This window comes from Yoonia sediminilitoris, from assembly GCF_003058085.1.
Classification (GTDB): Bacteria; Pseudomonadota; Alphaproteobacteria; order Rhodobacterales; family Rhodobacteraceae; genus Yoonia; species Yoonia sediminilitoris.
Map to the genome: position 1 here is coordinate 142,515 of NZ_QBUD01000003.1, position 25,945 is coordinate 168,459.

Sequence of the window (25,945 nt, forward strand, 5' to 3'; positions counted from 1 at the left end):
ACAGCCTGCTCAGTCACCCTGTTGGAAGGTTGTGTGCCGCAAGGGCTGCATGGAATTCATCCAATACAGGCGTCTCGCCATGGGTGCGCGCCAGCTTGCGCAGCCCGAAATGCACATGAGCCAGTGCCACGTAGTAGTCCACAAATGCATAATTTGTGCCCGCCCCTGCCGCAGCCCCCAAAATGGGGACAGTCTGCGATGCAAGCTTTTGCGACAGAACGGCGGCAAAGCGCGGGGCTACCCGGCTTAGCAGGCCATTCAATGCAGCGCCGGACAGGCTTAGTCGTGCGCCCAGAAATGCGGTATCAACACCGTCATCTTCTGCGCCCGGCCCGCCAGCCCCAAAGACGGCCAGACATTCCAGCCGCGTTTCTTCCGAAACAGGGTCTTCGCCATATTCGGACGCCACAGTCTGCACCGCCCGAAAAATGACAGTCGTCGCAACCGGCAGTTCCGCAATCGCCGTGGGCAGGCCGCCAAAGCCACCAACAGCGCCTGAAAAGCTGCCAAGTGCCTTGTGAAACCGATCTGACCCCACCTTTTCACCGAGCCCGCCGCGCGATTTCGCTGCCAGATCATAGCTTTGGCGCAGCGCATTGCGTGCGATGTCATCCAACTGCGAACGGACCGTTTGGGGCAACAACTTCAAACCGTCTTCGACTTGGCTGCCCACAAAGTTTATCGCAGTCAAAAGCAGGCCATTGGCCTTGCGCTGACGGGCCGCGAGCGCGGCGATGCCCTCTTTCGCCTCTGGCGGCAGTTCTGAAGGCGGCACATCCGGTGTCGGCAAGCCGACAGTCACATCAGGTTCATCCATGCTTTACAGATGGGTATTGGTCGTGTCGCTGTCAATCTTGCATAGAGGTCACATCACCCGTGACCCCGTCCCATGCGCCGGGCCTAAGGGCCAACCCAAGCACCCGGTCGGGGTTGGTCGGCGGCGGCATCGCCACCCCCTGCAACTTTTCAAAACCGAATTTGCCGTAATAGGGCGCATCGCCCACCAGCATGATCCGCTCCCAGTTCTGCGATCGCGCCAGATCAAGACAACGCTGCATCAACAAGGATGCAACGCCTTCGCCCTGCCGCGTCGGATGCACCGCGATCGGACCCAGCAGAATGGAAACGGCCCCACCGACCCGCACCGGCCAATTGCGTACTGCACCGGCCAGAATGCCGTCGCCATCCTTCGCCGTCAGACAAAGTGGCGCAATCGGAGCCACACCTTCGCGCAGCCGGTAGGACGACAGCGCCGAGCGCCCCGGCGCAAAGCACAGATCATAAAGCGCCTCGACTTCCCACCAGTCCTCTGCCGTTTCTTCGGCCAAATTCAATGTGACCTGCTGCATGTGTCTTTCGTCTGGCCCTGCCTGTCGTGGCAAGCTACTCCTTGGGAAAGGCAAGGAAAAGGCTTGGACAAATGTTTTATGAACCGCAAAATGGCCATGGGTTGCCACACAACCCATTCAACGCAATCGTCACGCCGCGTCCCATCGGCTGGATTTCAACCCGAGGAGCCGACGGTCAGGATAATCTGGCCCCCTACTCGTTTTTCAATGCGGTCGCCTATGTGCCGCCGCAGGTGATGTTCGCCTCGACCAGCGCAAAACCGGACCGTGACGGCACCAAGGACAGTGTTGCCAATATCCGCGAGACGGGCGTTTTCGCGGTCAATGTCGTCGAATATGCAATGCGTGATGTGATGAACAAGACCTCGGGGCCGTGGGAGCGCGAAACCGATGAATTTGAGCTTGCCGAAATTGAGAAAGCCCCGTGCAACACCATCAACTGCGCGCGCGTCGCAGGCGCCCCCGCGACGCTGGAATGCAAACTGACGCAGATCGTGCAACTGCCCGGAGAAGCCAATTTCACGGTCTTTGGCGAAGTCACTGGCGTCCACATGCGCGACGATTGCATCGTCGATGGCACATTTGATGTCACAACATTCAACCCGCTGACCCGTCTGGGCTATCGGGATTATTCGGTGATCCGCGAGGTTTTCAGCCTCAAACGCCCGGGCGACTAGGTGACGAACGCATATCGGCCCAGACCGTAGACATATAACAGCGCAAACAACAGGTTGATGTATTTCAGCTGCCGTTCACCGTGCAGCCAGCCGCAATACATCCAGATCAGACAGAACGGCAGACTCAGCAGCATCGCCCAAAGTTGCCAGCCCTGCACCACACAAATCGTGCTGCCGATTCCCAGCGCGACTGCGGTCCACTTCAAATGCTGTTCGAAAACAGCAAAATCCATTAATTTCATATTTGTTGACCATTGGATTCGTCCGCCGTGAACCCGGCGTCTGACGTCCCCAAGATCTACTTCAATCCGGCCCCCGCAACAAGCGATCAGTGGCCCCCGATAATCCCGGTCTTGACGCCATAATCGACGGCAATCTCGTAATCGGGGTCATCGTCGCTATCAACAACAAGGTGGCCTGCCTTCGACAGCAACTGATGGCAATCGTGTGTCAGATGCCGCAACTGAATTTTCTTGCCAGCCTGTTCATATTTAAGAGCGACAGCCTCGATGGCTTGCAGCGCTGACTGGTCGGCCACGCGGCTGGCCTCAAAATCAATGATCACAAGCGACGGGTCATTTTCGATCTGAAAAAGCTCTGAAAAACCATCGGCGGAGCCAAAGAACAGCGGTCCGATGATCTGATAGACTTTCGCGCCTTCAGGTGTCTGATAGGTCTTGGCGTTGATCCGTGTTGCATTGCTCCAGGCGTAGGCCAGCGCCGAGACGATGACACCAACGACAACGGCTGTGGCAAGGTCAGTGGCGACGGTCACAATCGTCACAAGAATGGTAACAAATGCATCTGTGCGCGGCACTTTGCGCAGAATGGTCAGTGAATTCCAGGCAAAGGTCCCGATGACCACCATGAACATCACGCCGACCAATGCGGCCAGAGGAATTTGTTCAATCAGCCCACTGGCAAACAGGATAAAGGCAAGCAGGAACAGCGCCGCCACGATCCCCGCGACCCGCGTCCGGCCACCCGATTTCACATTGATCATGGACTGGCCGATCATCGCACAGCCGCCCATGCCGCCAAAAAACCCCGTCACGGTATTTGCTGCCCCTTGGGCAATACATTCCTGACTGGCACCGCCACGCTTGCCGGTCATTTCACCGACAAGGTTAAGGGTAAGCAGACTTTCGATCAGGCCAATCGCCGCGAGGATCAGCGCATAGGGCAGGATAATTTCAAACGTGGCCCAATTCAGCGGCACCATGGGGATGTGCAGCGGTGGCAGACCACCCTCGATGCTGGCCAGATCGCCCACCAAGGGCACATCAAGCCCGAAACCGATCACGATTGCTGCCACAATCGCGATGCCAGCAAGCGGTGCGGGCACCACATTGGTAATCCGGGGCATCAACCAGATGATCACCATGGTCAACACAACCAGACCCAGCATCAGATAAAGCGGCGCGCCGGACAGCCATTCGCCGTTGGCCATACCGTGCCCGCCCCCCTCGGCAGAGCCCGGCACCTGAAACTGGCCCAACTGCGCCAGAAAAATCACAATTGCCAGCCCGTTGACAAAGCCCAGCATGACAGGATGCGGCACAAGTCGAATAAATTTGCCCCAACGCATGATCCCGACAAAGATCTGGATCAGGCCCATCAACACCACTGTCGCGAACAGATATTCAACGCCGTGCTGGGCAACCAGACTGACCATGACCACGGCCAAAGCCCCCGTCGCACCGGAAATCATACCCGGGCGTCCACCAAACAGAGCGGTAATCAGGCCCACGATAAAGGCCGCATAAAGCCCAACCAGTGGTTCCACCCCTGCAACAAATGCAAAAGCCACAGCCTCTGGCACCAGCGCCAGCGCAACCGTCAGACCGGACAATACTTCTGTTCGCAAGCGCGTAGGTGTCATCGGGGCTTCGGGGTCACGAAGCGAAAGACTATCTGCGAAACTCGCAAGTAAGGCGCGGGCCATGGGTATACCTGTCATCAATGGGATGTTGCGCACGCACTAACGGACCGGGCCGACATTGTCACCCCTTCCCACCACACTGCACAAATTAGTTGCTGACAAGGCACCGAACGTAGCCTTCACTTTTCCTTTGTTTCAATCCAGTGTTCTCACATCAGGGTTAAGCAGAGGTTTGCAATGCAAACAAAGATAGGCGTGATCGGCGGATCAGGGATTTATGACATTGACGGGCTTGAAGGCGCCAAATGGGTGCCGGTCGACAGCCCGTGGGGTGATCCATCTGACGCCATCCTGACTGGAAAGTTGGGTGGCATTGATATGGCATTTCTGCCCCGGCATGGACGTGGCCATGTCCATTCACCGTCGACGGTCCCCTACAGGGCCAATATTGACGCGCTCAAACGGCTTGGCGTCACCGATATCATCAGCGTGAGCGCCTGCGGGTCCTTTCGCGAAGATCTGGCACCGGGCGATTTTGTCATTGTCGATCAATTCATTGACCGGACTTTTGCGCGTGAAAAGTCATTCTTCGGGACCGGCTGCGTCGCCCATGTGAGCGTCGCGCACCCGACCTGTCCGCGCCTGTCGGATGCTTGTGAAACGGCGGGGCGCGACGCCGGTATCAAGATGCACAGTGGTGGCATCTATCTGGCGATGGAAGGGCCGCAGTTCTCATCGCAGGCCGAAAGCCTTCTTTATCGGCAGTGGGGCTGCGATGTGATCGGAATGACCAACATGCCCGAAGCCAAACTCGCCCGCGAAGCCGAGATTTGCTATGCCTCTGTTGCGATGATCACCGACTATGACAGCTGGCATCCTGATCATGGCGCAGTGGAGGTCAGCGACGTTATCAAAACGCTTCAAGGCAATGGCACAAAAGCCCGCGACCTTGTGACCCGGCTCCCTGCGCTGTTGGGCGGTGAGCGCTCTCCTTGCCCTCATGGCTGTGATAGGGCGCTCGAATATGCGGTTATGACCGCAGTTGACAAACGTGACCCCGCGCTTGCTGCAAAACTTGACGCCATTGCCGGCCGTGTCCTTTGAAACGAAAGCAACCGATGAAAACTATCCAAGATTACATCCGGACGATCCCGGACTTCCCCCATAAGGGCATCATGTTTCGGGACGTGACGACACTGTTTGGCGACCCGCGGGGCTTTCGGATCGCGATTAACCAACTTCTGCATCCTTACGCCGGGCAACCCATTGACAAGGTTGTGGGGCTGGAGGCGCGGGGTTTCATCCTGGGCGGGGCGATTGCACATCAGTTGTCAGTGGGCTTCGTGCCGATCCGCAAAAAGGGCAAACTGCCGGGCACGACAATCGAACAAAGCTACACGCTCGAATATGGCGAGGCGATCGTCGAAGTGCATGACGACGCGCTGCAACCGGGCGAGAAAATCCTGCTGGTTGACGATCTGCTGGCGACCGGCGGCACGGCTGAAGCCGGAATCAAACTGATCGAGCGTATGGGGGCAGAGGTCGTCGGCTGCGCCTTCATCATCGACCTGCCCGACCTTGGCGGGCGCGCAAAATTGGAAAAGCTCGGCATGGATGTGCACGCACTCTGCCAATTTGAAGGGGACTAAAAACAGCAACACACTATGCTGTCAAAAAAGCAGGTCACCGCACCTCCTTCTTATGGCCAAAAATATCCCCGCCGGAGGCATCCCCCTTTTTCAAAATCGCTCAGGCGGGCTGCCGCAGCACTGCCCCCGGGTTCATGATCCCGGCTGGGTCCAGCGCATCTTTGATCGCACGTAGCATCGCCAATTTGACCGGATCGCCATAACGCTCCAGATCGCCGACCTTCAGCCGCCCGATACCATGTTCGGCACTGACCGAACCACCCATGCCATGGGCCAGATCATGCAGAGCCGTTTTAACCAGTTGGCGTTCTGCCATGAAGTCAGCGCGGGACAGGCCGGGCATCGGAAAGACATTGTAATGCAGGTTTCCATCACCCAGATGGCCGAAACAATTGATCCGGAACGCACCGATTGCCGCAATCGCTTCACCACCGCGCTTGATGAAATCCGGCACAGCACTCAGGGGCAGCGAGATATCATGCGAGCTGATCGACCCGATACGCCTGTTCGCTTCGGGGATGTTTTCGCGAATATCCCAGAGTTCCTGCCGCTGGTTCAGACTTTGCGCGATCACCCCGTCCGTCACAAGTCCCGCTCCAAAGGCGGCCTCGAAAAGACCCTCAAGCGCGTCCTGCGACGCCAGCCCTTTGGGCAACCCCACATCAATCAGCACAGACCATTCCGGGAGTTCTGTAAATGGCTGGCGGACGTCCGGCCCGACTTCGGCCAAAAAATCGAAACCCTGACGGTGGATCAATTCGAACGCGGACAAGCCATCGCCAATATGGCTCCCCGCCATGGCCAACAGTTGCAGAGCCGCCTCTGGCGAGGGCACGGCCATCATCGCCGCTCCGATGGATGCAGGACGCGGTACAAGCCTGAGCGTGGCACCTGTGATAATGCCAAGCGTGCCCTCAGCGCCGATCATCAAATCGCGCAGGTCATACCCCGTGTTGTCCTTGCGCAGCCGCGTCAGCCCGTGCCAGACCGTGCCGTCGGGCCGCACGACCTCCAGCCCCAGACACAAGGCCCGGGCGTTGCCATAGCGCAGCACGTTAACCCCGCCTGCATTGGTGGACAAAAGACCGCCAACCCGAGCGGACCCTTCCGACGCCAGCGACAAGGGAAACAGACGGTCTACATCTTCTGCCGCTTTCTGCACATCCGCTAGGATCACGCCCGCGTCGCAGACAAGCACATTCTCGGTGGGGTAAACCGCGCGGATGCGGTTCATCCGTTCCAATGACAAAACAACTGGTTTGGCACCTTCTTGCAGCAATTGCCCGCCCACAAGGCCGGTGCCCCCACTATAGGGCACGATTGCGACATGCTCTGCCGCACAAGCTTTGACCACAGCGGCCACTTCGTCAACCGTAGCGGGGGCCACGACAAAACCCTGACCCGCCCAACGGCCACGTGGTTCAGACAGATAGGGGGCCGTATCCTCCTTGAAGGATGTGGCGGGCAAAATTTGCCGCAGTTCTGCTTCAAATGCGGGCGTAACTGGGCTGAGCATGAGGGACCCTCCTGTTTGGGTGATGACTTGGGGCAAAGCCCTGCAAAATCCAACGAAAACGAGGCTGGCCCATTAACCGACGTCGGTCTTGCCGCGCCTGTCATGGCGCAGGTTCGCGTAAAGCACATGATTGCGCCAGCGCCCGTTGATTTGCAGATAGCTTTGCGCGACCCCTTCATATTTGTAACCGCATTTTTCCAGCAAGCGTCGCGATGGTTCGTTTTCGGGCAGGCACCCCGCCTCGATCCGGCTGATATCAAGGACGGTGAAAGCATGATGGACGACGGCTTCGATCGCTTCGCGCATGTAGCCCGAGCGTGCAAAGGGCTGCCCGATCCAATAGCCCGTTGTACCGGCCTGTGCCGGACCGCGGCGGATATTGTCGAGCGTGATCGCCCCTAGTAGCGCTGCGTCGGACCGGCGCGTCAGAAACAAGGGAACAGCAGTTCCATTCGCGATTGACCGCTGTGCCCAATAGACGCGATTAGTGAACGCCTTGCGCGACAGATGGTCGGATGCCCATGTGGGCTCCCAAGGGGTCAGGAAGGCTTCGCTTTCGCGGCGCAAGGCCGCCCAGTTTCGAAAATCTCCATGCATTGGCGGGCGCAGCGTCATGCGCTCGGTCTCAATCCGGACCTTCCGCCGCCCCCCCAGCATCAGGCGACCAGCCGCGCTTTCAGATCATCAAGACCCGGTGCGGCATCCGCAGGACCGTAAAGCGCCATCGCAGTACCCACCTGCCCCGCCATCTTGCCTGCAAAATCCTTGACGTCGCCCGTTGTGACGGCATCGATATGACCGATGGTTTCCTCAAGGCTTGGAATACGTCCCCAGATCGACAAAAGGCGGGCCAGACGCTCGGCCCGATTTGACGGGCTTTCCAGCCCCATCAGCAGCCCCGCCTTCATTTGCGCACGGGCACGCGCGACTTCGGCGGCGGTCATATCGTCAGAGGCACGCTTCATTTCGTCGATTGTGACATTGGCCAATGCGCCAATCTGCTCTGCACTTGTGCCTGCATAGATTGTCGTCAGGCCGGTGTCCTCATAGGCGCCCGCTTGGGCGAAAATCGTATAGCACAGCCCACGGTTTTCGCGGGCCTCCTGAAACAGCCGTGATGACATGCCCCCGCCCATCGCAGAGGCATAGATTTGCGCGGTGTAAATCGCCGGGTCCAGATAGGTCGGCCCTTCGAGGGCGAGCGCGAAATGGACCTGCTCCAGTGATTTATTCTCGCGCCGCTCGCCGCCGCCGAATTTCGCGGGTTGCATCAATTCGGGCGCGCGCGGAATACTGGGCAAATGGCCAAACAATGCTTCTGCCTGAGAGACGATGGCATCGTGATCCACAGCGCCAGCTGCGGCTAGGATCATCTGGTTCGGGCCGTAATGTTCGCCCACAAACCCTTGCAGATCGTCACGTAAAAAGGCGCTAACCCGATCGGACGGGCCAAGGATCGTGCGCCCGAGTGCCTGATCGGGATAGGCGACCTCTTGCAACCAATCAAAAATGATATCGTCGGGCGTATCCAGCGTTTGGCCGATCTCCTGCAAGATCACGCCGCGCTCGACCTCGATCTCAGCAGGGTCAAAGACCGGATTCAGCAGGATATCGGCAATGACATCAAGGCCCAGGGCAACATCTTCTTCGAGGACCCGCGCGTAATAGGCTGTCATTTCGCGGCTGGTATAGGCGTTGATATAGCCGCCCACATCCTCGATCGTCTCTGCAATCTGCAAGGCGCTGCGTGTCTTGGTGCCCTTAAAGGCCATATGTTCAAGGAAGTGGGCAATGCCATTCTGTTCAAGCCGTTCATGGCGGCCGCCAGCCTGCACCCAGATTCCGATACTTGCCGATTTCAGTCCCTGCATCGGTTCCGTCACGATCCGGAAGCCGTTGGACAGCGTGTGAATTTCAATTGCCAATTATGTGATCCGTTCTCTGATGACCGATTGCAGTGCGGCAAGGTCATTGGCGACCCGCGTGACACGCTCTGGTCGGTCATACAGGTCCGCCATGCGTGGGGGAAGAGGGGCCGCAACACCTGACGCGGCTTTCACAGCGTCCGGGAATTTGGCGGGATGGGCGGTAGCCAATGTGACCATGGGAACCGTCCCCAGATGCGCTTCGGCCACACGAGTACCCACCGCCGTATGCGGGCACAGCAATTCACCGTGGTCTGCCAGATAGGTCTTGATCGTTGCCTGGGTTTCCTGCTCGGACACGCGACCCGATTTGAAGGTGTGTTTCAGCATCTGATAGGCCCCCTGACTGATCTGGAAGCCACCGGATTTCAGGTCGTCCATCTGGGCGGCCACGGCGGCACCGTCACGGTCGTAGGCATCAAACAATGCGCGTTCAAAGTTGGAACTGACCTGAATATCCATGGACGGGCTGATCGTCGGAGTGACGCCCTGTTTTGTGTAGCTACCGGTTTCCAACGTGCGGTGCAGAATGTCATTCTGGTTGGTGGCCACCACAAGGTCAGCGATCGGCAGGCCCATCTTTTGCGCTATGTAGCCTGCAAAGATGTCGCCAAAATTGCCCGTCGGGACCGTAAAGCTGACCTGCCGGTGGGGCGCGCCAAGGCTGACAGCGGCGGTGAAATAATAGACCACCTGCGCCAGAACCCGCCCCCAGTTGATCGAATTGACACCGGCCAGCTTGACCTCTTCGCGGAAGGCAAAGTCGTTGAACATATCCTTTACAGCCGCCTGACAATCGTCGAAATCGCCGTCCACCGCCAAGGCATGTACATTGGATTCTGTTGGCGTTGTCATTTGCCGGCGCTGCACTTCGCTGACGCGCCCGTGCGGATAAAGGATAAAGACGTCAACAGCCGCAAGACCCCGAAACGCCTCGATCGCCGCTGACCCGGTATCGCCGGACGTCGCGCCCACGATTGTCACCCGATCACCTGACCGTCCCAAAGCGGCCTGAAACATCTGACCGATCAGTTGCATTGCAAAGTCTTTGAAGGCCAGCGTTGGCCCGTGAAACAGCTCCAGCAGGAAATGATTGCTGTCGAGCTGCACCAAAGGCGCGCGCGCGGCATGGCCGAAGCCGGCGTAGGCGTTTGCGATCAATTCCTTGAAGGTCGCGTCAGTGAAGGTGTCACCAATGAACGGGCGCATCACCTGAAATGCGACCTCTTCGTAGCTTTTGCCTGCCATGTCCGCGATTTCAGCGTGGCTGAGTGTGGGCACCGTTTCGGGGACATAAAGCCCGCCGTCGCGGGCAAGACCTGTGAGCATCGCTTCTTCGAATGTGAGCTTTGGGGCTGTGCCGCGGGTTGAAATATAACGCATGTCTTAGACGTCCTTTGGCCGGGTGGTCCGATAGATCAAGTATAGGCTCATAGTTGCCCAGACAGCCGCCAGCAAGAACCATGTGATGGCATATTCCAAATGGTCATTCTTGATATTTGCTGTTGTCACCGGCAAGGGGGTCAATCGCGGGTCTGTCGGAGTGGTGGTGCTGGTAACGACCATCAGCGGCTGCGTGCCCAGATGCTGCGACATGGTGGCGACATTGCGGGCGAACCAGATGTTCTTGCCAAGGTCCGGGTCGGGTGTGTTGCTGTTCTGGTCATCCGGCCACAGCAGCGTGCCGGTCACTTGCATTGGATCTGTCAGTGGTGCGCTTTGTTTGGAGTCCAACGGCAGCAACCCTTGATCAAGCAGAATGGTTGGCCCCAGAGACGTTTCGAACGCGGAAATCACACGATAACCGGTGCCTGCCTGCGTGCCCGACACGAGCACGTGCAATTCCTGCCCGGTGGGCGTGCCGCTGAGGGTGACGCGGGTATATTCGTCTGTGGTTTCACGGGCGTCCAGCCGAAGTGGTGCGGGTTCACCGGACAGTCGTGCATTGATGTCGGCCAGAATAGACTCTTTCCAGGCGAGGCGTTGCACTTGCCATGTGCCAAGGCTGACCAGCACGGCGCAGCCAGATAATCCAAGCAAGAGAGGAAAGAGAATTCTGCGGAGCATTTTCAGCCTTTGACAGGAAAAACGCGCGCGGAGGCCCACGCGCGTTTTCTATTGGGGGGATGGGTCAAGACCCATCTTACGATCTTGCGTCTGTGGTTAGCCGCCCCAGACGTAGACGGCCGCGAAGAGGAAGAGCCACACGACATCAACAAAGTGCCAATACCAGGCGGCTGCTTCGAAGCCGATATGCTTTTCAGGTGTGAAATGGCCCTTTTGCAGTCGGAAAAGGCAGATCAGGAGAAAGATTGTCCCGATAAAGACGTGCGCGCCATGAAAGCCCGTCGCCATAAAGAAGTTCGCCCCATAGATATTGCCCGCAAAGCCGAATGCTGCGTGGGTATATTCATAAATCTGGAACACTGTGAACAGCGCACCGAGGGCCACAGCAAGGATCAACCCCCACTTCATGTCCTCCCGGTTGTTCTCATGCACCAGCGCGTGGTGCGCCCATGTTGCAGCCGCACCAGAGCACAGCAGGATCAGTGTGTTGATCAGCGGCAGATGCCACGGGTCAAACGTTTCAATCCCCACTGGTGGCCAGACACCATCAACGGCAGGGCTGAGCGGCCCCATCGGGTACATTGCATGTTTGAAAAATGACCAGAACCATGCAGCAAAGAACATCACCTCGGACATGATGAACATGATAAAGCCATATCGCAGGCCGATGCGCACGACCGGTGTATGATCGCCGACCTGACTTTCGGCGATAACGTCAGACCACCACGCGAACATCACATAAAGGACCAGCGCCAGGCCGATCAGAAAGATGTAGGGGCCAGAGCCGTGCATCCAGAGCACAGAGCCAAAGAGCATGACAAAGCCCCCAATTCCACCCAGCATGGGCCAGATTGATGGTGGCAGGATATGGTAATCGTGGTTCTTTGCGTGGGCCATGTTGGTCCGTCCCTGTGGCTGGTCTTCAGTTCAAGTCTATGCCGGGTTCCGGCTGGAGTGTCAAAACGTCAGAGCTGAGTGCCGCTTGAATTTCTTCCTCCGGCACGTCGATCTGATAAAAAGTATAACTAAGCGTGATCGTGTGGACATATTGCCCTTCGCGGTCGTCAACAATGGCGGGGTCCACAAAGAAGCTGACCGGCATCAACATGGTCTGGCCAGGTTGCAGGACCTGTTCTGTAAAACAGAAACATTCGATCTTGTCGAAAAAACCGCCCGCTTCGTAGGGTGTCACATTGTAGGACGCCTGCCCCGCGATGGGGACATCCAGCGGATTATGCGCCTCATAGAACGCAAGCCCGGTTTCGCCTATCCGGATTTCCATTTCGCGGACTTCCGGTTTGAACGTCCACGGCATATCGCGTTCCAGCGAAGCGTCGAACCTGATCTTGATCGTCTGATCGAGGATCACGTCGCTTCCGGCTTCTGCGACATTGGTCGCGCCACCAAAACCGGTCACGCGGCAGAACCAGTCATAAAACGGTACCGACGCCCAAGCCAGTGCGCCCATCGTCACAACCACCGCGCAGGTCTGTACGACAGTCCGCTTTGGCCCTTGCAAGTTGGCGAACAGCTTCATTGGGTAACTTCCTCCTCTGGGACGATCTGCGGACGCGCGACATGGTCGAACTTTTCGAATTGGGAAGCTTCGCCCAATTGCAGGACCTTCACAACGGTCAGCCCAAAGACAATGGCAATAAAACCTGCCAGCAGCAGAAAGACGCCGATATTTCGCCCCTTGCGTCGCGCGTGCAGTTCATGTTCGACCTTGATTGCCATCACCAGCCTCCCATGCCCGCATGCCGCAATGCGGCCTCGACCAAGAGCGCCCCGAAGTGCAGGAACAGGTAATAGAGCGACACTTTGAAGGTTTTGATTTCGACTGAATGTTTGTCCGCCTCGCAATCGGCATCGCTGCGGCGATAAATGTCGAAGGCCCCCTTGAGGAACCATGCATTCATCACGACCGCCACAGCCATATAGATCGGCCCACCAATGCTGGTCAGACCCAATCCCAACGCAACTGGCACCAATAGAAGCGTATAGATGATGATATGTTTGCGGGTCGCGTCACGCCCATGCGTTTCGGTCAGCATCGGCACACCGGCATTGCCGTAGTCAGACTTCACAAACAGAGCCAGCGCCCAGAAATGCGGCGGCGTCCACATGAAGATCAGCGCAAACATCAGCGTGCTTTCGAGACTGACGCTGCCTGTTGCCACCGCCCAGCCGATCATCGGCGGAAAGGCCCCTGCAGCCCCGCCAATCACGATGTTTTGCGGGGTCGTCCGCTTGAGCCACATCGAATAGACGACCGCATAAAAGAAAATTGTGAAAGCGAGCAGAAAAGCCGCAAGAAAATTTGTGGCCAACGCCAGCAGAACAGTTGCGAAACCGGACAATGCCAAGCCGACGCCCAACGCTTCACCCGGTGTGACGCGGCCCGAGGGGATCGGGCGCCCCGCTGTCCGCCTCATGCGCGCATCAATATCCGCGTCCCACCACATGTTGAGCGCACCGGACGCCCCGGCACCAACGGCAATACATAAGATCGCCACAAAACCGATGAAAGGATGGACCGGCACGGGCGCAACAAGCAGCCCCACCAGCGCCGTAAAGACAACCAGCGACATCACCCGTGGCTTGAGAAGGGCGAAATAGTCGCCCATGCGAGCCTCGTAGGGTGTGTCTTGCATACTGACGTCAGTCATAGGAACCTTCCAATAGGGATGGGTTAAAACCCATCTTACGATGTTGGTCTGCAATGCGCCATTGCAGACCGCCTGACCGGTTAAGAAGTCTGTTCGGCCATCCATTCATCATAAAGCTCCTGGCTCACGACCTTGACCGTGATAGGCATGTAGGCGTGGTCTTTCCCGCAAAGCTCTGAGCATTGGCCAAAATATGTCCCTTCGCGGTCTGCGGCAAACCACAGTTGCGCAAGGCGACCGGGCACCGCATCCTGCTTGACGCCAAATGCCGGTACAGTCCACGAGTGGATCACATCAGCACCGGTCACGTTCATCACAATCGTTGCCCCAACCGGAACAACGACAGCCGTATCGGTGGCCAGCAGGTATTCTTCCTGATTGTAGCCGAATTCCTCGAGTTCATCGCGCTGCAGCAGGAAACTGTCGAACGACACGCCTTCGTCAACATACTCATACCCCCAATACCACTGGTATCCGGTCACTTTGATGGTGATGTCAGCCTCTGGGATTTCCTGCTGTTTGAACAGAACCGGCAACGATACCGACCCGATTCCGACAAGAATCAGCACCGGCACAAGCGTCCATGCGACCTCGAGCGGTGAGTTGTGTGTGAAAGTCGCGGGCACCTGCTGGCGTTTTTGGTTGTAGCGCACCATGACCCAGATCAGCAGGCCGGTGACGAACAGGGTGATCGCCGTGATGATAACGAGCAAGAGGTGATCAAGCCATTGCACATCAACAGCCAATTCGGTTGCGGCAGGTTGAAAGCCAGTGGCGCCATCGACTGGGCGGCCCACAATTTCGAGAGATTGTAGTTGCGCGTCCACTGTTGAATCTTGTGCCATCACGGATGATCCGGCCATGATCAGTCCCGCAGTGGCCCAAAGTGACGTCGCATAGGTTTTCAGCTGCATATCTTACCCTAACTTCGTTGCGCACGATGGCGCTGCTGTCTGGTCTGTCCGCCCAGTCTCTGGCCGGAATCCCATTGTATAACGACGACCGTTTCCCATATCTAGTTTCACAACTCAAGAACCCCTGTTGCGTCAAACAGACGCTTTTTTGCGAAAACTCTGCCTCAGCGAAGGAAATACAATGGCCTCAGACCCGTTTCGCCCCTTTGAAACAACGTTGGATCAAGACACCGCGTTGCATTTGCTGCGCGAGGCGACGCAAGGTGCGGATGATGGCGAATTGTTCCTTGAGAGGCGCAAATCGGAGGTGCTTTCCTTTGATGACGGTCGGATCAAGACAGCAAGCTTTGACGCGTCCGAAGGATTCGGCCTGCGCGCGGTGAAGGGTGAAACTGCGGGCTATGCGCACTCGACAACTATTGACGAACATGCGCTGCGGCGTGCCGTGGCGACCGCCCGACTGGCGGTTGGCGACGGCGGCGGCATGATGGCCGACGCGCCCGGCGGCACCAATCGCAAGCTTTACGCGGATGACGACCCGATTTTGCAGGCGACATTTCCCGCAAAAGTCGACGTGCTGCGAGAGATCGACGCCTTTGCGCGTGAACTTGACACGCGGGTCGTCCAGGTCAGTGCCACTCTTTCGGCATCACATCAGGAAGTTGTCGTCTTGCGCCCGGAAGGCACGCTGGTGACGGACGTCCGCCCGATGTCGCGGCTGAACATCAGCGTGATCGTTGAAGGCAACGGCAAACGCGAAACCGGCACCGCCGGTGGCGGTGGACGCGCAGGGCTTATCGGTCTGATCGCCCGTGACCATTGGGAACCTGTCGTGCGCGAAGCATTGCGGATCGCCGTGGTCAATCTTGACGCCGAACCAGCCCCTGCTGGCGTGATGGATGTGGTGCTTGGCCCGGGTTGGCCGGGTATTTTGCTCCATGAAGCGATTGGCCATGGGCTGGAAGGCGACTTCAACCGGAAAGGATCAAGCGCTTTTGCCGGGCTGATGGGCACGCAAATCGCGGCCAAAGGCGTGACTGTTCTGGATGATGGCACCATTCCGGACCGGCGCGGTTCGATCACGGTGGATGACGAAGGCACACCCAGCGCCAAAAACACGCTGATTGAGGATGGCGTTTTGGTCGGCTACATGCAGGACCGTCAGAATGCGCGGCTGATGGGGGTTGCGCCCACAGGCAATGGCCGTCGCGAAAGTTATGCACATGCGCCGATGCCCCGTATGACGAACACATACATGTTGGGTGGCGATAGCCCACCTGAAGCATTGGTCGCGGACTTGAAGGATGGCATTTATGCAGTTGGGTTCGGCGGTGGTCAGGTGGATATCACCAACGGCAAGTTCGTGTTTTCTTGCACGGAAGCCTACCGGGTACGCAACGGCAAGGTTGGCGCACCGGTCAGCGGAGCGACTCTGATCGGCGACGGTGCAACCGCGCTGAAACAGATTCGCGGGATTGGCAATGACATGCAGCTTGATCCGGGGATTGGGAATTGCGGCAAGGCTGGCCAATGGGTGCCCGTTGGTGTGGGCCAACCCTCGCTTATGATTGGCGGCCTGACGGTTGGCGGATCGGCGGCTTAAGTTGTTGGCAATGAGGGTCTATCCAGGTCGCGGCCGCGACAAGCGGGCCCAGAGCCATTGGGTCACGCCCGGCACAATGGCCAATCGGTAAGATTTTGCCCCGCAATGATATTCCTGTGGATCGTCCACCCTACGGCGACCAGATTGTAGTAATGTGTTTCCCAGCCACTTTCATCCTGTTCAAACACGCGCAACCATGACCCGTCGACTGTTACAGGCAGCCGAATCGATGTGATGTCGGGCAGGTCGGGTCCCTGCCTCCTGGCAGCCCGAAATTTCCTGACCTTCAGTGCGCCCAAGGCACGCAGAAGCGGCAGGGCCTGTACGCCGTGCTGACCGGCAAACAGGACATCGACTTTCAGATTGCCGTCGACATACCCGCGGATCAGCAGATCATCACGTTCATTGCTCCAGAAGCAGGGGACAAGATCGAGCGGGACGCTGCAAAGCGGATTTTGGTTCTTCGCTGCGGCAGGGTGGTGGGGTGCAGGCGGAAAATCTTGCTTGCGGGCATTCAGCATCTGGCATCCGATCCGTTCTGGCGCACGCACGTCGTTACGGGGTGCTCGGCGTCATCTTAACTGACCACAGTTTAATGCGTAATGCTTAAGAAACGCTTTAGTCGTTTCCGATTCGGAAACGGAAAGACGACCCAACGCAAAAATGCGACTTCCGCCGTGCGAGTTTCTGCCCAAATGATCCCTTATTTGCGCCACTGCCAGAGATCTTGCGTGATCAGGTGGCGCTATTCAACTTAAAGCCCAAGAAGTTAAATTTAAAATCAATACGCTAGGGGTTTTCGCACCTGATCTCCACAAATTCACAGCTTTTTGTTCATACCTCGTTAACTCTGTCCTTTTATCTCTGTTGAAGTAATAGGCGGAGCTGATGGGATGGCCGGAACACAACAATCTTCCACTCACCCCCCACTCCTACCCACCACGGAAGAGGATACGGTCAACCGGCTTCGTCTATTGCGTTCACGCCGCGTTGGTGTCGCGACATACCGTCGACTGATGGCCGAACATGGCAGCGCCGCAAACGCGCTCGGGGCGCTTCCCGAAGTTGCGAAATCTGCCGGGGTGCAAGGCTATCAATCCTGCCCGCACGCGGTTGTGATTGCAGAATTGAATGCAGGGCGCACGGCTGGTGCAAAACTTCTGGTAGAAGGCGGCACGGACTACCCAAGCGACCTTGCAGATATTCCCGACGCGCCCCCCCTGTTGTGGAGTTTGGGGCGAACCGATCTGTTGCGGCGGCCGCTGATCGCACTCGTGGGGGCGCGGAATGCGTCTTCGCTTGGCACACGTATGGCCAAACGGCTGGCCGAAGAGCTGACGGAGGAAGGGTTCGTCATCGTGTCCGGGCTTGCACGCGGGATTGATGCGGCAGCGCATCTTGGGGCGCTGGCTGGCGGGACCATCGCCGTGCAGGCCGGGGGGGTCGATGTCATCTATCCGGCTGAAAACGCGCAACTTGCTGAAAAAATAGCTGAAACCGGATTGCGACTTTCTGAAATGCCGATGGGCATGCAGCCACAGGCACGTCACTTTCCTGCGCGTAACAGAATCATTTCAGGCCTGTGCCGGGCCGTTGTGGTGGTGGAAGCCGCAGCGAAATCGGGCAGTCTGATCACCGCGCGCAATGCATTGGATCAGGCCCGTGATGTCCTGGCTGTGCCGGGGCACCCTTTTGATGCGCGTGCGACTGGCTGCAACATGCTGATCCGTGACGGTGCAATCCTTGTGCGCAATGCGCGGGATGTTATTGAAGCAATTGCGCCCCTAGCCCCAACGGCGAAAGAACTGCCACTTGTGTCTCCTGAGAAGAGCTCTCCGAACCTTGCGCAAACCGCCAAATTGCACGACGTGATCTTGTCGCGTCTGGGCCCCGCCCCGGTTGCAGAGGACCAATTGATGCGTGATGTGGCAGCGCCTGCTTCAAAGATCACGTCTGTCCTTGTCGATCTTGAGCTCGAGGGCAAGATTGCCCGTCAGGCAGGGGGCCTGCTGTCGCGGGTTATATAGGTGCCAATCGGGCGAAATCGGCAAAGAGTTTTCATTCCATTGACATTCCGTCATTAGACGACACATCTTGCGCGACCTAAACGAACGCGATGTTGAAAAAGGATTCCCATGCCAGTTGTCGTCGTCGAATCGCCCGCAAAAGCTAAGAGAATCAATAGCTACCTTGGCAACGACTACACCGTTCTTGCGTCTTATGGGCATGTGCGGGATCTGCCCGGCAAAGACGGATCTGTCCTGCCGGAAGAAGATTTCGACATGAAGTGGGAAATCGCGAGCGACAGTAAAAAGCATATCAAGGCCATTGTTGACGCGCTCAAGAATGACAAGGAACTGATCCTTGCCACTGACCCCGACCGCGAAGGCGAAGCGATCAGTTGGCACCTGACCCAGGCGCTGTTGGCCAAGAAGGCAATCAACAAGGATACGCCCATCAGCCGCGTCGTTTTCAACGCGATCACCAAGACCGCCGTCACCGATGCAATGAAACACCCCCGCCAGGTCGATGAGCCATTGGTCGAAGCCTACCTGGCCCGCCGCGCGCTGGACTATCTTGTTGGCTTCAAACTTTCGCCTGTTTTGTGGCGCAAGCTGCCGGGTGCCAAGTCAGCCGGGCGCGTGCAATCGGTGTGTCTGCGCATAATCGTCGAACGCGAGATGGAGATCGAAGCCTTCCGCAGTCAGGAATACTGGACCGTCAAGGCGCTGCTGCAAACTCCGCGCGGTCAGACGTTCGAAGCCCGCCTGACCACGCTGGCCGGGAAAAAGCTTGAGAAATTCGACCTTGGAAACGAAACGCAGGCCGAAATGGCCGTGCAGGCGATCAATTCGCGCGACCTGGTTGTCAAATCGGTCGAGGCGAAACCAGCGACGCGCAACCCCTCCCCCCCCTTCATGACCTCCACCTTGCAGCAAGAGGCGAGCCGAAAATTCGGCATGGGCGCAAAACAAACCATGTCCGTTGCCCAGCGCTTGTATGAGGCCGGTCTGATCACCTACATGCGGACCGATGGCATCGACATGGCGCCAGAGGCCGTTACCGGTGCCCGCGATGCGATCAAATCGAAATTCGGCGCAAAATATCTGCCCGAGAAGCCACGCGTTTACAAAAACAAGGCCAAGAATGCGCAAGAGGCGCATGAATGTATCCGCCCTACCGAAATGTCTCTGGATACAGCCGCAGCCAAGATCGCAGATGCCGACCAGCGCAAGCTTTATGATCTGATCTACAAGCGCACCATGGCCAGCCAGATGGCGGCCGCCCGGCTGGAGCGGACGGTTGTCGACATCGCCAGTGCCGACGAACAGGTCGTGCTGCGTGCGAACGGACAGGTGATGGTGTTTGACGGCTTTATCGCCGTCTATGAAGAAGGCAAGGACGACAGCGTTGATGATGATGACAAGCGCCTGCCACAGCTAACCGAGGGCGAGCCTGCCAAGAAGGAATCGATCGACCCGGAACAGCATTTCACGCAGCCACCACCGCGCTATACCGAAGCCACATTGGTGAAGCGGATGGAAGAGTTGGGGATCGGTCGCCCGTCAACCTATGCATCGATCGTGACCACAATTCAGGACCGCGGTTATGTGGAAAAGGACAAGAATCGCCTGATCCCGCAAGATAAAGGCCGTTTGGTGACGGCTTTCCTTGAAAACTATTTTCGCAAATATGTCGGCTATGACTTCACCGCCGATCTTGAGAACCAGCTGGATGAAGTCAGTGCGGGCGACGCCGATTACAAAGAAGTCCTGAACCGTTTCTGGCGCGATTTTTCCGCCGCAATCGCCGAAACGGCCGATCTGCGCATCACCGAAGTGCTGGAAAAAATCAATGAGGTGCTGGAGCCGCATCTGTTCCCGCCCAACGAAGATGGCAGCGACCCGCGCATCTGTACTGCCTGCGGCACCGGTCGTTTGTCGATGCGCACGGCGCGGTCCGGCGGGGCCTTTATTGGCTGTTCCAACTATCCCGAATGCCGTTATACCCGCCCCTTCGGCCCGCCAGATCCAGAGGCCGAGGCGTCTGCCATTCCGCCTGATGGCAAGCTGCTGGGCATTGATGACGGCGACGAGATTCGCATTTTCAAGGGGCGCTTTGGCCCCTACGCCCAGCGCGGTCCGGTCACCGAAGAGAACAAGAAGCCCCCGCGCCAGTCGATCCCTGCTGATTGGCAACCCGAAGAGGTGACGTTGGAAGAGGCGGTCAAGCTGTTGTCACTGCCCCGTGAAATTGGGCCCCACCCCGACGATGGCGTCATGATCTGGGCCAATATCGGGCGTTATGGCCCCTATCTGAAACATGCCGAAAGCACGTCTCATAAGGGCGGCACCAACGCCAACCTTGAAAGCATAGACGAGGTTTGGACTGTTGGCATGAACCGCGCAGTGCAGCTGCTGGCCGAAAAGGTTGCGTCGCGTGGGGGGCGCGGCAAGGCGGCGGTTCCGATCCGCGAGTTGGGCGAACACCCCGAAGCGGGCGGGCCGGTCAATATCTACGACGGCAAATACGGCCCCTATGTGAAGTGGGAAAAGATTAACGCCACGATCCCCGACACGATCGAGCCTGCTGATCTGACCATGGCGCAGGCTGTCGATCTGATTGACGAACGTGCGGCCAAGTCGGGCAAGAAAAAACCCGCCGCCAAGAAGAAGGCCGCGCCCAAGAAAAAGCCTGCGGCCAAGAAAAAACCTGCGGCGAAAAAAACGGCACCAGCCAAAAAGAGCTGAGCGCAGGGCCCCGGGGCAACTCCGGGGCCATTGCTGCACTGCCGCATTTCATTGACTCTCTGATGTGCAATCGGCATGACTGCGCCACCGAACTTGGGAGTAGGCGTGTATGAAAAAGATTTATCCAAATGCAAAAGAGGCGCTGGATGGCCTGCTGTTTGACGGCATGTTCATCGCGGCCGGTGGCTTTGGCCTGTGCGGCATTCCGGAATTGCTGCTGGACGCCATCAAGGACGCGGGCACAAAGGATCTTACCTTTGCCTCCAATAATGCGGGCGTTGATGACTTTGGCATCGGCATCCTGTTGCAAACCAAGCAAGTCAAAAAGATGATCAGCTCTTACGTGGGCGAAAACGCGGAATTCATGCGCCAGTATCTGTCGGGTGAACTTGAGCTTGAATTCAACCCCCAAGGCACTTTGGCCGAGCGGATGCGCGCGGGCGGCTGCGGCATCCCCGGTTTCTATACGAAGACCGGCGTTGGCACCGTGATTGCCGAGGGCAAGGAGCACAAGGATTTCAACGGCGAGACTTATATCATGGAGGAAGGCATTTTTGCCGACCTCGCCATCGTCAAGGCATGGAAAGCGGATGAAACCGGCAACCTTGTGTTCCGCAAGACTGCCCGCAACTTCAACCCGCCGGCTGCCATGTGTGGCAAGGTTTGCGTCGTTGAGGTCGAGGAAATCGTGCCGACAGGCAGCCTTGACCCCGACCATATCCACCTGCCCGGTATTTATGTGCATCGCCTCATTCAGGGTGATCATGAAAAGCGGATCGAACAACGCACCGTGAGGAAAGCATAATGTGGGATCGTAATCAGATGGCCGCCCGTGCGGCACAAGAGCTTCAGGACGGCTGGTACGTGAATCTTGGAATCGGGATTCCGACACTTGTTTCCAACTACATCCCCGATGGCATCGAAGTGACCCTGCAATCGGAAAACGGCATGCTGGGGATGGGGCCCTTCCCGGTCGAGGGTGAAGAAGACGCTGACCTGATTAACGCAGGCAAGCAGACCATCACCGAACTGCCGCAAACCGCCTATTTCGATAGTGCGCAAAGTTTTGGCATGATCCGTGGGGGCAAGATCGCGATGGCTATTCTTGGCGCTATGGAAGTGGCCGAAAACGGCGATCTGGCGAACTGGATGATTCCGGGCAAGCTGGTCAAGGGCATGGGGGGTGCCATGGACCTTGTGGCTGGTGTGGGCCGCGTTGTGGTGGTCATGGACCACACCAACAAGCACGGCGACAGCAAGGTGCTGAAGGCATGTACCCTGCCGCTGACCGGCAAGGGCGTTGTTGATCGCATCATCACCAACCTTGGTGTGCTGGATGTCGTCGATGGCGGATTGAAGATCGTCGAAACTGCCGAGGGCGTCTCAGAAGAAGAGCTGCGCGCCGCGACCGACGCAACGATCGTCTAGGAACCGTTGACGTTAAAGACACACGCGTCCGTAATCAGTTCCGGAGGGGTCACGCAAAGCCCCTTCGCGACGTGCCAGGCGGCCAGAACCTTGGGCACATAGGCGCGTGTCTCTGCAAACGGCGGGATGCCATTGTGCTTGCGCACATTGCCCTCGCCTGCGTTATATCCGGCCAGTGCCATCAGCACATCACCGTCAAAATGATTTAGCAGCCAGTCAAGATAGGTCACGCCGCCCCTGATATTCTGCGTTGCATCCATGCTGTCAGTGACGCCAAAGCGCGCTGCGGTGCCGGGCATAAGCTGCATCAGCCCCTGAGCGCCTGCGCTGCTGGTCGCATCGGCACGCCCCGCGCTTTCAACAGCAATCACCGCAAGAACAAGGACAGGCGATACGTCAGTGCCGACAGTGTGGCGCAAGATCTCGCGCCCATGTTGGGCGGCGATGTCCTGTAGGCCCTGCAAACGGGGCGCTGCAACCCCTTCTCCCGTCGGGGGGTTGGAGACCCGCAACAGCGCCTGCGTTACGCGGCCTGCGGGGGCACCGACAAGCGTTGGCGACACATTACCCCAGAACCACTCCATACCTGCCGCAATCGGCGCGGTGGTGCCGCCTGCCGCTGGCAGTTGCGCCTCTTCAGGTTCGTCCGAATAGACGGGGCCAATGCGGCGCGGGGCTGTGGGATCGATCTGTACCGTGACACGCTTTGCCGTGCCGGGCGTCGGCACACCTATACGGCGAAACGTGAATTCGGGTTGCAAACGTTCGACTTCTGACAGGACCGGAGTCGCAACGCCTGCAATCGTGGCGAAAACCAAAGCCAAGGTTTTACAATTCATTAGACACTGCCTGTTAGTGTTCTTGTTGAGTCGAACATGGCATAAGTTCGTCGAAATGCCATTCTCACAGGGACAATTGGTTAATTTAGGCCGCATTGCGGACTTTTTCGCAACGCCAGTCATGAGTGAAGTAAGAAATGCAAAAAATATTGCATATAAAAAACAATCACTTGCAATAATTCTCGCCAAAATTGCGTGAGTGACAAAAAAAGCGCCAAACGCGTCAAACTCCCGCCCCATTCCGGAGGCTATATATATTCATCCAAGACGGGGAGTGAGCCAGACGCGAGACGGCAAGCAAGATCCGGCGAGGTAAACTTGAACCCTAGCGACACCCTGAGGAGGGACCACACAATGCTTAACTTTCTGAAAACATTCCGCAACGACGAAGACGGCGCCGTAACAGTTGACTTCGTTGTTCTGACAGCTGCAATCGTTGTTCTGGGCCTGGCCATCGGCGCAGCTCTGACACGCGGTGCAACTGATCTGGCTGGCGACATCGAAGCCAACCTGACAAACACAACTATCCCAGCCGGCAACTAAGTTCTGCTGACTTGCTGATATGGACCGCGCCACGAAAGCGGCGCGGTCTTTTCTGTCAGGTAAGCCGCAGGTGCGATGAAGCGTCAATTTTTCATTTAATCTGCAAGGCTTTGACTTTTGGGATGATTTGCGGCTCCGGCCTAATTAGAGTCAGACTTAGTGGGATTCGCATCTGCGATGGTTCTGATCAAAGGGGTTACAAATGATTACATTGATGAAAAAGTTCTTTGAGAGCGAAGAGGGTGCGGTCACTGTTGACTTCGTCGTTTTGACAGCAGCAATGGTTGTTCTTGGCTTGTTGATTGCCGGGGCACTGTCACGTGGTGCAACGGACCTTGCTGGCGACATCGAAGCCAACCTGACAGCGACGACTATCCCGGCGGGCAGATAACACGCGCCGTCAAATAAACATCGCGCCTCGAAAGCGGCGCAGCTCTGTTAACCTTAAGTTTTTTTCTTTTGGAAACAAACTGTTCCGGTAGAAATTAAGGTCTCGTTAATTGGTCTGATTTTAGACTGAACGCGGTGGGGATGACATGTACCGCAAGGACGATCAAAGGAAGACAAGATGATCACACTATTGAAAAAATTTCGTGGGGACGAAAACGGCGCAGTCACAGTCGACTTTGTTGTTTTGACCGCGGCAATCGTGGTCCTTGGTCTGGCCGTTGGTCAGTCTATCTCTGCAGGTGCGGTTGAGCTTGCTGACAAGCAAGAACAATCGCTCACTGATCGGCCATTGGGCACAGACTGGTAATTACGGGCGAACTATCCGGCGTCTAAATCGGCATCCGTCGATAAGGCGCCGTTCTGCAGTCTGAAGTCCAGGGTGCCCTGTTTGCACATCAATTCCATTGCGCGCTGCATTTAGATTTGCGGTTTAGCGGTGTCATATTCCATTTTGTTAACCAGAAATTTGCTCCAGCCACAGTATCACCTTATTACGGTCCAAGTCTTGAGCAGATTGGGCTCATGAGATATAAACTCAGTTTCGGTTTGCGGTTCCCGATACGGCCATTAAGTCAGGTCGCAAGACAACATAACAAAGGTTGAGACATGCGCGCAGTTTTTGGATTAGTCCTGTTGATCGGAATGGGTTTGGCAGGATTTGCTGTCTATCTGGCAAACAACTACTTTGCCGAACAGGAAGCGAAATTGCGGCAGGTCGCGCAACGTGCCGCTTCCGCCGTACAGACAGTGGACATCTACGCTCCGAAGCGGGATATGACTTATGGTGAACTGATCACGCCTGATGATATACATATTATCAAATATGCTGCCGATTTCCTGCCAGAGGGCGTGTTCCGAACTGAAGAAGAACTTTTCCCGCTCGGCACGAGTACCCCGCGGGTTGTGCGGCGCCCGATGGAAACCAATGAACCTATCCTTGCCGTCAAAGTCACAGAAGCTGGCGCGCCACGCGGGATCACTGCCCTGCTGAAGCCGGGGATGGCGGCCTTCCCTTTGTCCGACAATATGACAGAAGCCTTTGCTGGTGAGCTCCGTGTTTCTGATCGTATCGACCTCTACTGGGTAGGAAGCGTGGGACGCGGCCCCGAGATATCGCGCCTTGTGAAAGAAAGGCTCGAGATTATCGCAATGGATGAACCAGATAACCGGGGACGAGGCGGCGGTGGGGGCGTGGTGCTTGAAGTGACCCAGCAGGACTTCGCGGATTTGCAGGTCCTGCGCAGTTCAGGTCGCCTGACATTAACACCTGTGGCCACCAGCGACATCTCGACTGTTCGTGAGGCGCCAGTTGATACAAACCTAACAACGATTCTCGGCATCAAAGAACCAGAGCGGGTTGTCGAGGAAGTCCGCGAGCCGGAACCAGAAGAGTGCTTTATTATTCGTCAAAAGGGAACCGAACGGGAAAGAGTCGTCATTCCCTGCTCCGAATAACAGGGCTCATTCTACCTCCGAGTGATCAACCCATTAGCCACATGGGCATGCATCATCCAACTGGGCACAGATGCTCGTCTATGACAATGCCGATACAAGACATGGTAACAAGTAAGGGCGTCGACATAAGGTGGACGCCCTTTTCGATTGTCTTGGATTTTATAAGTGTTGCGCGTTATCCACATTCGGTTTGGCCCTTAACGTATTGATTATTGCAATAAATGGTTA

At 57.1% G+C, this 25,945-nt stretch carries 28 protein-coding genes; 12 read left to right on the top strand and 16 right to left on the bottom strand.

The genetic code is table 11. The annotated features are described in order from the left end of the window. Positions 1 to 13 precede the first annotated feature (13 nt). Positions 14 to 817, bottom strand: a complete 804-nt coding sequence (locus tag C8N45_RS08950; RefSeq protein WP_108385896.1) for an EcsC family protein — start codon at positions 815 to 817, stop codon at positions 14 to 16. Between the two features lie 31 nt (positions 818 to 848). Beyond that, positions 849 to 1,349: a GNAT family N-acetyltransferase gene (locus C8N45_RS08955; protein ID WP_108385897.1), complete on the bottom strand. Its 501-nt coding sequence runs from the start codon at positions 1,347 to 1,349 to the stop codon at positions 849 to 851. A gap of 71 nt (positions 1,350 to 1,420) precedes the next feature. Here C8N45_RS08955 and C8N45_RS08960 point away from each other — a divergent pair, with 71 nt between their 5' ends. Then, positions 1,421 to 2,026: a flavin reductase family protein gene (locus C8N45_RS08960; protein WP_108385898.1), complete on the top strand. Its 606-nt coding sequence runs from the start codon at positions 1,421 to 1,423 to the stop codon at positions 2,024 to 2,026. Here C8N45_RS08960 and C8N45_RS08965 read toward each other — a convergent pair. Then, entirely contained in the window at positions 2,023 to 2,268 is a 246-nt protein-coding gene (locus tag C8N45_RS08965; RefSeq protein ID WP_181868917.1) for a peptidase, read from the bottom strand. The two genes, C8N45_RS08960 and C8N45_RS08965, sit on opposite strands and share 4 nt — an antisense overlap. 86 nt (positions 2,269 to 2,354) lie before the next feature. Next, positions 2,355 to 3,971, bottom strand: a complete 1,617-nt coding sequence (locus tag C8N45_RS08970) for a SulP family inorganic anion transporter (protein WP_108385900.1) — start codon at positions 3,969 to 3,971, stop codon at positions 2,355 to 2,357. A 174-nt stretch (positions 3,972 to 4,145) separates the two neighbouring features. Here C8N45_RS08970 and C8N45_RS08975 point away from each other — a divergent pair, with 174 nt between their 5' ends. Further along, on the top strand, positions 4,146 to 5,012 hold the full coding sequence (locus tag C8N45_RS08975; protein WP_108385901.1) for an S-methyl-5'-thioadenosine phosphorylase: 867 nt from the start codon (positions 4,146 to 4,148) through the stop codon (positions 5,010 to 5,012). A gap of 14 nt (positions 5,013 to 5,026) precedes the next feature. After that, positions 5,027 to 5,557: an adenine phosphoribosyltransferase gene (locus C8N45_RS08980; protein ID WP_108385902.1), complete on the top strand. Its 531-nt coding sequence runs from the start codon at positions 5,027 to 5,029 to the stop codon at positions 5,555 to 5,557. 100 nt (positions 5,558 to 5,657) lie between these two features. On the opposite strand, the gene C8N45_RS08985 is transcribed toward C8N45_RS08980, so the two are convergent. The 10 genes from C8N45_RS08985 to coxB all read right to left on the bottom strand — a co-directional run bounded on the left by C8N45_RS08985 (position 5,658) and on the right by coxB (position 14,648). Then, positions 5,658 to 7,073, bottom strand: coding sequence for an FAD-binding oxidoreductase (locus C8N45_RS08985; protein ID WP_108385903.1), 1,416 nt, complete (start codon positions 7,071 to 7,073; stop codon positions 5,658 to 5,660). Between the two features lie 72 nt (positions 7,074 to 7,145). After that, positions 7,146 to 7,730 (bottom strand): GNAT family N-acetyltransferase, encoded by a 585-nt coding sequence (locus tag C8N45_RS08990; RefSeq protein ID WP_108385904.1) that lies wholly within the window; start codon positions 7,728 to 7,730, stop codon positions 7,146 to 7,148. Further along, positions 7,730 to 8,998: a M16 family metallopeptidase gene (locus C8N45_RS08995; RefSeq protein ID WP_108385905.1), complete on the bottom strand. Its 1,269-nt coding sequence runs from the start codon at positions 8,996 to 8,998 to the stop codon at positions 7,730 to 7,732. The genes C8N45_RS08990 and C8N45_RS08995 overlap by 1 nt, the downstream gene beginning before the upstream one ends. Next, positions 8,999 to 10,381, bottom strand: coding sequence for a threonine synthase (thrC, locus tag C8N45_RS09000; RefSeq protein WP_108385906.1), 1,383 nt, complete (start codon positions 10,379 to 10,381; stop codon positions 8,999 to 9,001). It lies immediately after the preceding gene. 3 nt (positions 10,382 to 10,384) lie between these two features. Further along, complete coding sequence (locus C8N45_RS09005; RefSeq protein ID WP_108385907.1) at positions 10,385 to 11,065, bottom strand: SURF1 family protein; 681 nt, start codon at positions 11,063 to 11,065, stop codon at positions 10,385 to 10,387. A 96-nt stretch (positions 11,066 to 11,161) separates the two neighbouring features. Next, positions 11,162 to 11,962 carry a cytochrome c oxidase subunit 3 gene (locus C8N45_RS09010; protein WP_108385908.1) on the bottom strand — a complete coding sequence of 267 codons (801 nt, stop codon included), beginning with the start codon at positions 11,960 to 11,962 and terminating at the stop codon, positions 11,162 to 11,164. A 25-nt stretch (positions 11,963 to 11,987) separates the two neighbouring features. After that, complete coding sequence (locus C8N45_RS09015) at positions 11,988 to 12,602, bottom strand: cytochrome c oxidase assembly protein (protein WP_108385909.1); 615 nt, start codon at positions 12,600 to 12,602, stop codon at positions 11,988 to 11,990. After that, positions 12,599 to 12,802, bottom strand: a complete 204-nt coding sequence (locus C8N45_RS09020) for a cytochrome c oxidase system small membrane protein (RefSeq protein WP_108385910.1) — start codon at positions 12,800 to 12,802, stop codon at positions 12,599 to 12,601. Before C8N45_RS09020 ends, C8N45_RS09015 begins: the two co-directional genes overlap by 4 nt. Beyond that, on the bottom strand, positions 12,802 to 13,734 hold the full coding sequence (cyoE, locus tag C8N45_RS09025) for a heme o synthase (RefSeq protein ID WP_108385911.1): 933 nt from the start codon (positions 13,732 to 13,734) through the stop codon (positions 12,802 to 12,804). The genes C8N45_RS09020 and cyoE overlap by 1 nt, the downstream gene beginning before the upstream one ends. 80 nt (positions 13,735 to 13,814) lie before the next feature. Continuing rightward, positions 13,815 to 14,648, bottom strand: coding sequence for a cytochrome c oxidase subunit II (gene coxB, locus C8N45_RS09030; protein ID WP_108385912.1), 834 nt, complete (start codon positions 14,646 to 14,648; stop codon positions 13,815 to 13,817). A gap of 181 nt (positions 14,649 to 14,829) precedes the next feature. Here coxB and tldD point away from each other — a divergent pair, with 181 nt between their 5' ends. Beyond that, on the top strand, positions 14,830 to 16,251 hold the full coding sequence (tldD, locus tag C8N45_RS09035) for a metalloprotease TldD (protein ID WP_108385913.1): 1,422 nt from the start codon (positions 14,830 to 14,832) through the stop codon (positions 16,249 to 16,251). Between the two features lie 62 nt (positions 16,252 to 16,313). Here tldD and C8N45_RS09040 read toward each other — a convergent pair whose 3' ends face one another. Further along, positions 16,314 to 16,772 (bottom strand): hypothetical protein, encoded by a 459-nt coding sequence (locus C8N45_RS09040; protein WP_108385914.1) that lies wholly within the window; start codon positions 16,770 to 16,772, stop codon positions 16,314 to 16,316. 372 nt (positions 16,773 to 17,144) lie between these two features. Here C8N45_RS09040 and dprA point away from each other — a divergent pair, with 372 nt between their 5' ends. From dprA to C8N45_RS09060, 4 genes are all read left to right on the top strand, one after another. Continuing rightward, entirely contained in the window at positions 17,145 to 18,278 is a 1,134-nt protein-coding gene (gene dprA / locus C8N45_RS09045; protein WP_181868918.1) for a DNA-processing protein DprA, read from the top strand. Between the two features lie 108 nt (positions 18,279 to 18,386). Beyond that, positions 18,387 to 21,002 (top strand): type I DNA topoisomerase, encoded by a 2,616-nt coding sequence (topA, locus tag C8N45_RS09050; RefSeq protein WP_108385915.1) that lies wholly within the window; start codon positions 18,387 to 18,389, stop codon positions 21,000 to 21,002. Between the two features lie 109 nt (positions 21,003 to 21,111). Then, complete coding sequence (locus C8N45_RS09055) at positions 21,112 to 21,807, top strand: CoA transferase subunit A (protein WP_108385916.1); 696 nt, start codon at positions 21,112 to 21,114, stop codon at positions 21,805 to 21,807. After that, positions 21,804 to 22,430, top strand: coding sequence for a 3-oxoacid CoA-transferase subunit B (locus C8N45_RS09060; RefSeq protein ID WP_108385917.1), 627 nt, complete (start codon positions 21,804 to 21,806; stop codon positions 22,428 to 22,430). Before C8N45_RS09055 ends, C8N45_RS09060 begins: the two co-directional genes overlap by 4 nt. Here C8N45_RS09060 and C8N45_RS09065 read toward each other — a convergent pair. Beyond that, the gene (locus C8N45_RS09065; RefSeq protein WP_108385918.1) at positions 22,427 to 23,269 is read right to left on the bottom strand and encodes a lytic transglycosylase domain-containing protein; all 843 of its coding nucleotides are present in this window, start codon (positions 23,267 to 23,269) and stop codon (positions 22,427 to 22,429) included. The two genes, C8N45_RS09060 and C8N45_RS09065, sit on opposite strands and share 4 nt — an antisense overlap. Positions 23,270 to 23,623: 354 nt before the next feature. On the opposite strand from C8N45_RS09065, the gene C8N45_RS09070 reads away from it, so the two are divergent. The 4 genes from C8N45_RS09070 (at position 23,624) to cpaB (ending at position 25,717) form a co-directional block, all read left to right on the top strand. Beyond that, positions 23,624 to 23,812, top strand: coding sequence for a Flp family type IVb pilin (locus C8N45_RS09070; protein ID WP_108385919.1), 189 nt, complete (start codon positions 23,624 to 23,626; stop codon positions 23,810 to 23,812). Between the two features lie 214 nt (positions 23,813 to 24,026). Next, complete coding sequence (locus C8N45_RS23200; protein WP_168769438.1) at positions 24,027 to 24,203, top strand: hypothetical protein; 177 nt, start codon at positions 24,027 to 24,029, stop codon at positions 24,201 to 24,203. A 177-nt stretch (positions 24,204 to 24,380) separates the two neighbouring features. After that, positions 24,381 to 24,569, top strand: coding sequence for a hypothetical protein (locus C8N45_RS09080; RefSeq protein WP_108385921.1), 189 nt, complete (start codon positions 24,381 to 24,383; stop codon positions 24,567 to 24,569). A gap of 299 nt (positions 24,570 to 24,868) precedes the next feature. After that, positions 24,869 to 25,717, top strand: coding sequence for a Flp pilus assembly protein CpaB (cpaB, locus tag C8N45_RS09085; RefSeq protein WP_108385922.1), 849 nt, complete (start codon positions 24,869 to 24,871; stop codon positions 25,715 to 25,717). Positions 25,718 to 25,945 lie beyond the last annotated feature (228 nt).

Bases quoted from the DNA above. Each gene is read 5' to 3' on its own strand.
- C8N45_RS09015 (WP_108385909.1), bottom strand. From the start codon at position 12,602: ATGAAGCTGTTCGCCAACTTGCAAGGGCCAAAGCGGACTGTCGTACAG.
- C8N45_RS08950 (WP_108385896.1), bottom strand. From the start codon at position 817: ATGGATGAACCTGATGTGACTGTCGGCTTGCCGACACCGGATGTGCCG.
- C8N45_RS08980 (WP_108385902.1), top strand. From the start codon at position 5,027: ATGAAAACTATCCAAGATTACATCCGGACGATCCCGGACTTCCCCCAT.
- C8N45_RS08990 (WP_108385904.1), bottom strand. From the start codon at position 7,730: ATGCTGGGGGGGCGGCGGAAGGTCCGGATTGAGACCGAGCGCATGACG.
- C8N45_RS23200 (WP_168769438.1), top strand. From the start codon at position 24,027: ATGAAAAAGTTCTTTGAGAGCGAAGAGGGTGCGGTCACTGTTGACTTC.
- C8N45_RS09070 (WP_108385919.1), top strand. From the start codon at position 23,624: ATGCTTAACTTTCTGAAAACATTCCGCAACGACGAAGACGGCGCCGTA.
- C8N45_RS08960 (WP_108385898.1), top strand. From the start codon at position 1,421: ATGTTTTATGAACCGCAAAATGGCCATGGGTTGCCACACAACCCATTC.
- thrC (WP_108385906.1), bottom strand. From the start codon at position 10,381: ATGCGTTATATTTCAACCCGCGGCACAGCCCCAAAGCTCACATTCGAA.
- C8N45_RS09010 (WP_108385908.1), bottom strand. From the start codon at position 11,962: ATGGCCCACGCAAAGAACCACGATTACCATATCCTGCCACCATCAATC.
- C8N45_RS09040 (WP_108385914.1), bottom strand. From the start codon at position 16,772: ATGCTGAATGCCCGCAAGCAAGATTTTCCGCCTGCACCCCACCACCCT.
- topA (WP_108385915.1), top strand. From the start codon at position 18,387: ATGCCAGTTGTCGTCGTCGAATCGCCCGCAAAAGCTAAGAGAATCAAT.
- cpaB (WP_108385922.1), top strand. From the start codon at position 24,869: ATGCGCGCAGTTTTTGGATTAGTCCTGTTGATCGGAATGGGTTTGGCA.
- coxB (WP_108385912.1), bottom strand. From the start codon at position 14,648: ATGCAGCTGAAAACCTATGCGACGTCACTTTGGGCCACTGCGGGACTG.
- C8N45_RS09005 (WP_108385907.1), bottom strand. From the start codon at position 11,065: ATGCTCCGCAGAATTCTCTTTCCTCTCTTGCTTGGATTATCTGGCTGC.
- C8N45_RS08975 (WP_108385901.1), top strand. From the start codon at position 4,146: ATGCAAACAAAGATAGGCGTGATCGGCGGATCAGGGATTTATGACATT.
- C8N45_RS09080 (WP_108385921.1), top strand. From the start codon at position 24,381: ATGATCACACTATTGAAAAAATTTCGTGGGGACGAAAACGGCGCAGTC.
- C8N45_RS08985 (WP_108385903.1), bottom strand. From the start codon at position 7,073: ATGCTCAGCCCAGTTACGCCCGCATTTGAAGCAGAACTGCGGCAAATT.
- cyoE (WP_108385911.1), bottom strand. From the start codon at position 13,734: ATGACTGACGTCAGTATGCAAGACACACCCTACGAGGCTCGCATGGGC.
- C8N45_RS09055 (WP_108385916.1), top strand. From the start codon at position 21,112: ATGAAAAAGATTTATCCAAATGCAAAAGAGGCGCTGGATGGCCTGCTG.
- C8N45_RS08965 (WP_181868917.1), bottom strand. From the start codon at position 2,268: ATGAAATTAATGGATTTTGCTGTTTTCGAACAGCATTTGAAGTGGACC.
- C8N45_RS08955 (WP_108385897.1), bottom strand. From the start codon at position 1,349: ATGCAGCAGGTCACATTGAATTTGGCCGAAGAAACGGCAGAGGACTGG.
- C8N45_RS09020 (WP_108385910.1), bottom strand. From the start codon at position 12,802: ATGGCAATCAAGGTCGAACATGAACTGCACGCGCGACGCAAGGGGCGA.
- C8N45_RS08970 (WP_108385900.1), bottom strand. From the start codon at position 3,971: ATGGCCCGCGCCTTACTTGCGAGTTTCGCAGATAGTCTTTCGCTTCGT.
- C8N45_RS09065 (WP_108385918.1), bottom strand. From the start codon at position 23,269: ATGAATTGTAAAACCTTGGCTTTGGTTTTCGCCACGATTGCAGGCGTT.
- tldD (WP_108385913.1), top strand. From the start codon at position 14,830: ATGGCCTCAGACCCGTTTCGCCCCTTTGAAACAACGTTGGATCAAGAC.
- dprA (WP_181868918.1), top strand. From the start codon at position 17,145: ATGGCCGGAACACAACAATCTTCCACTCACCCCCCACTCCTACCCACC.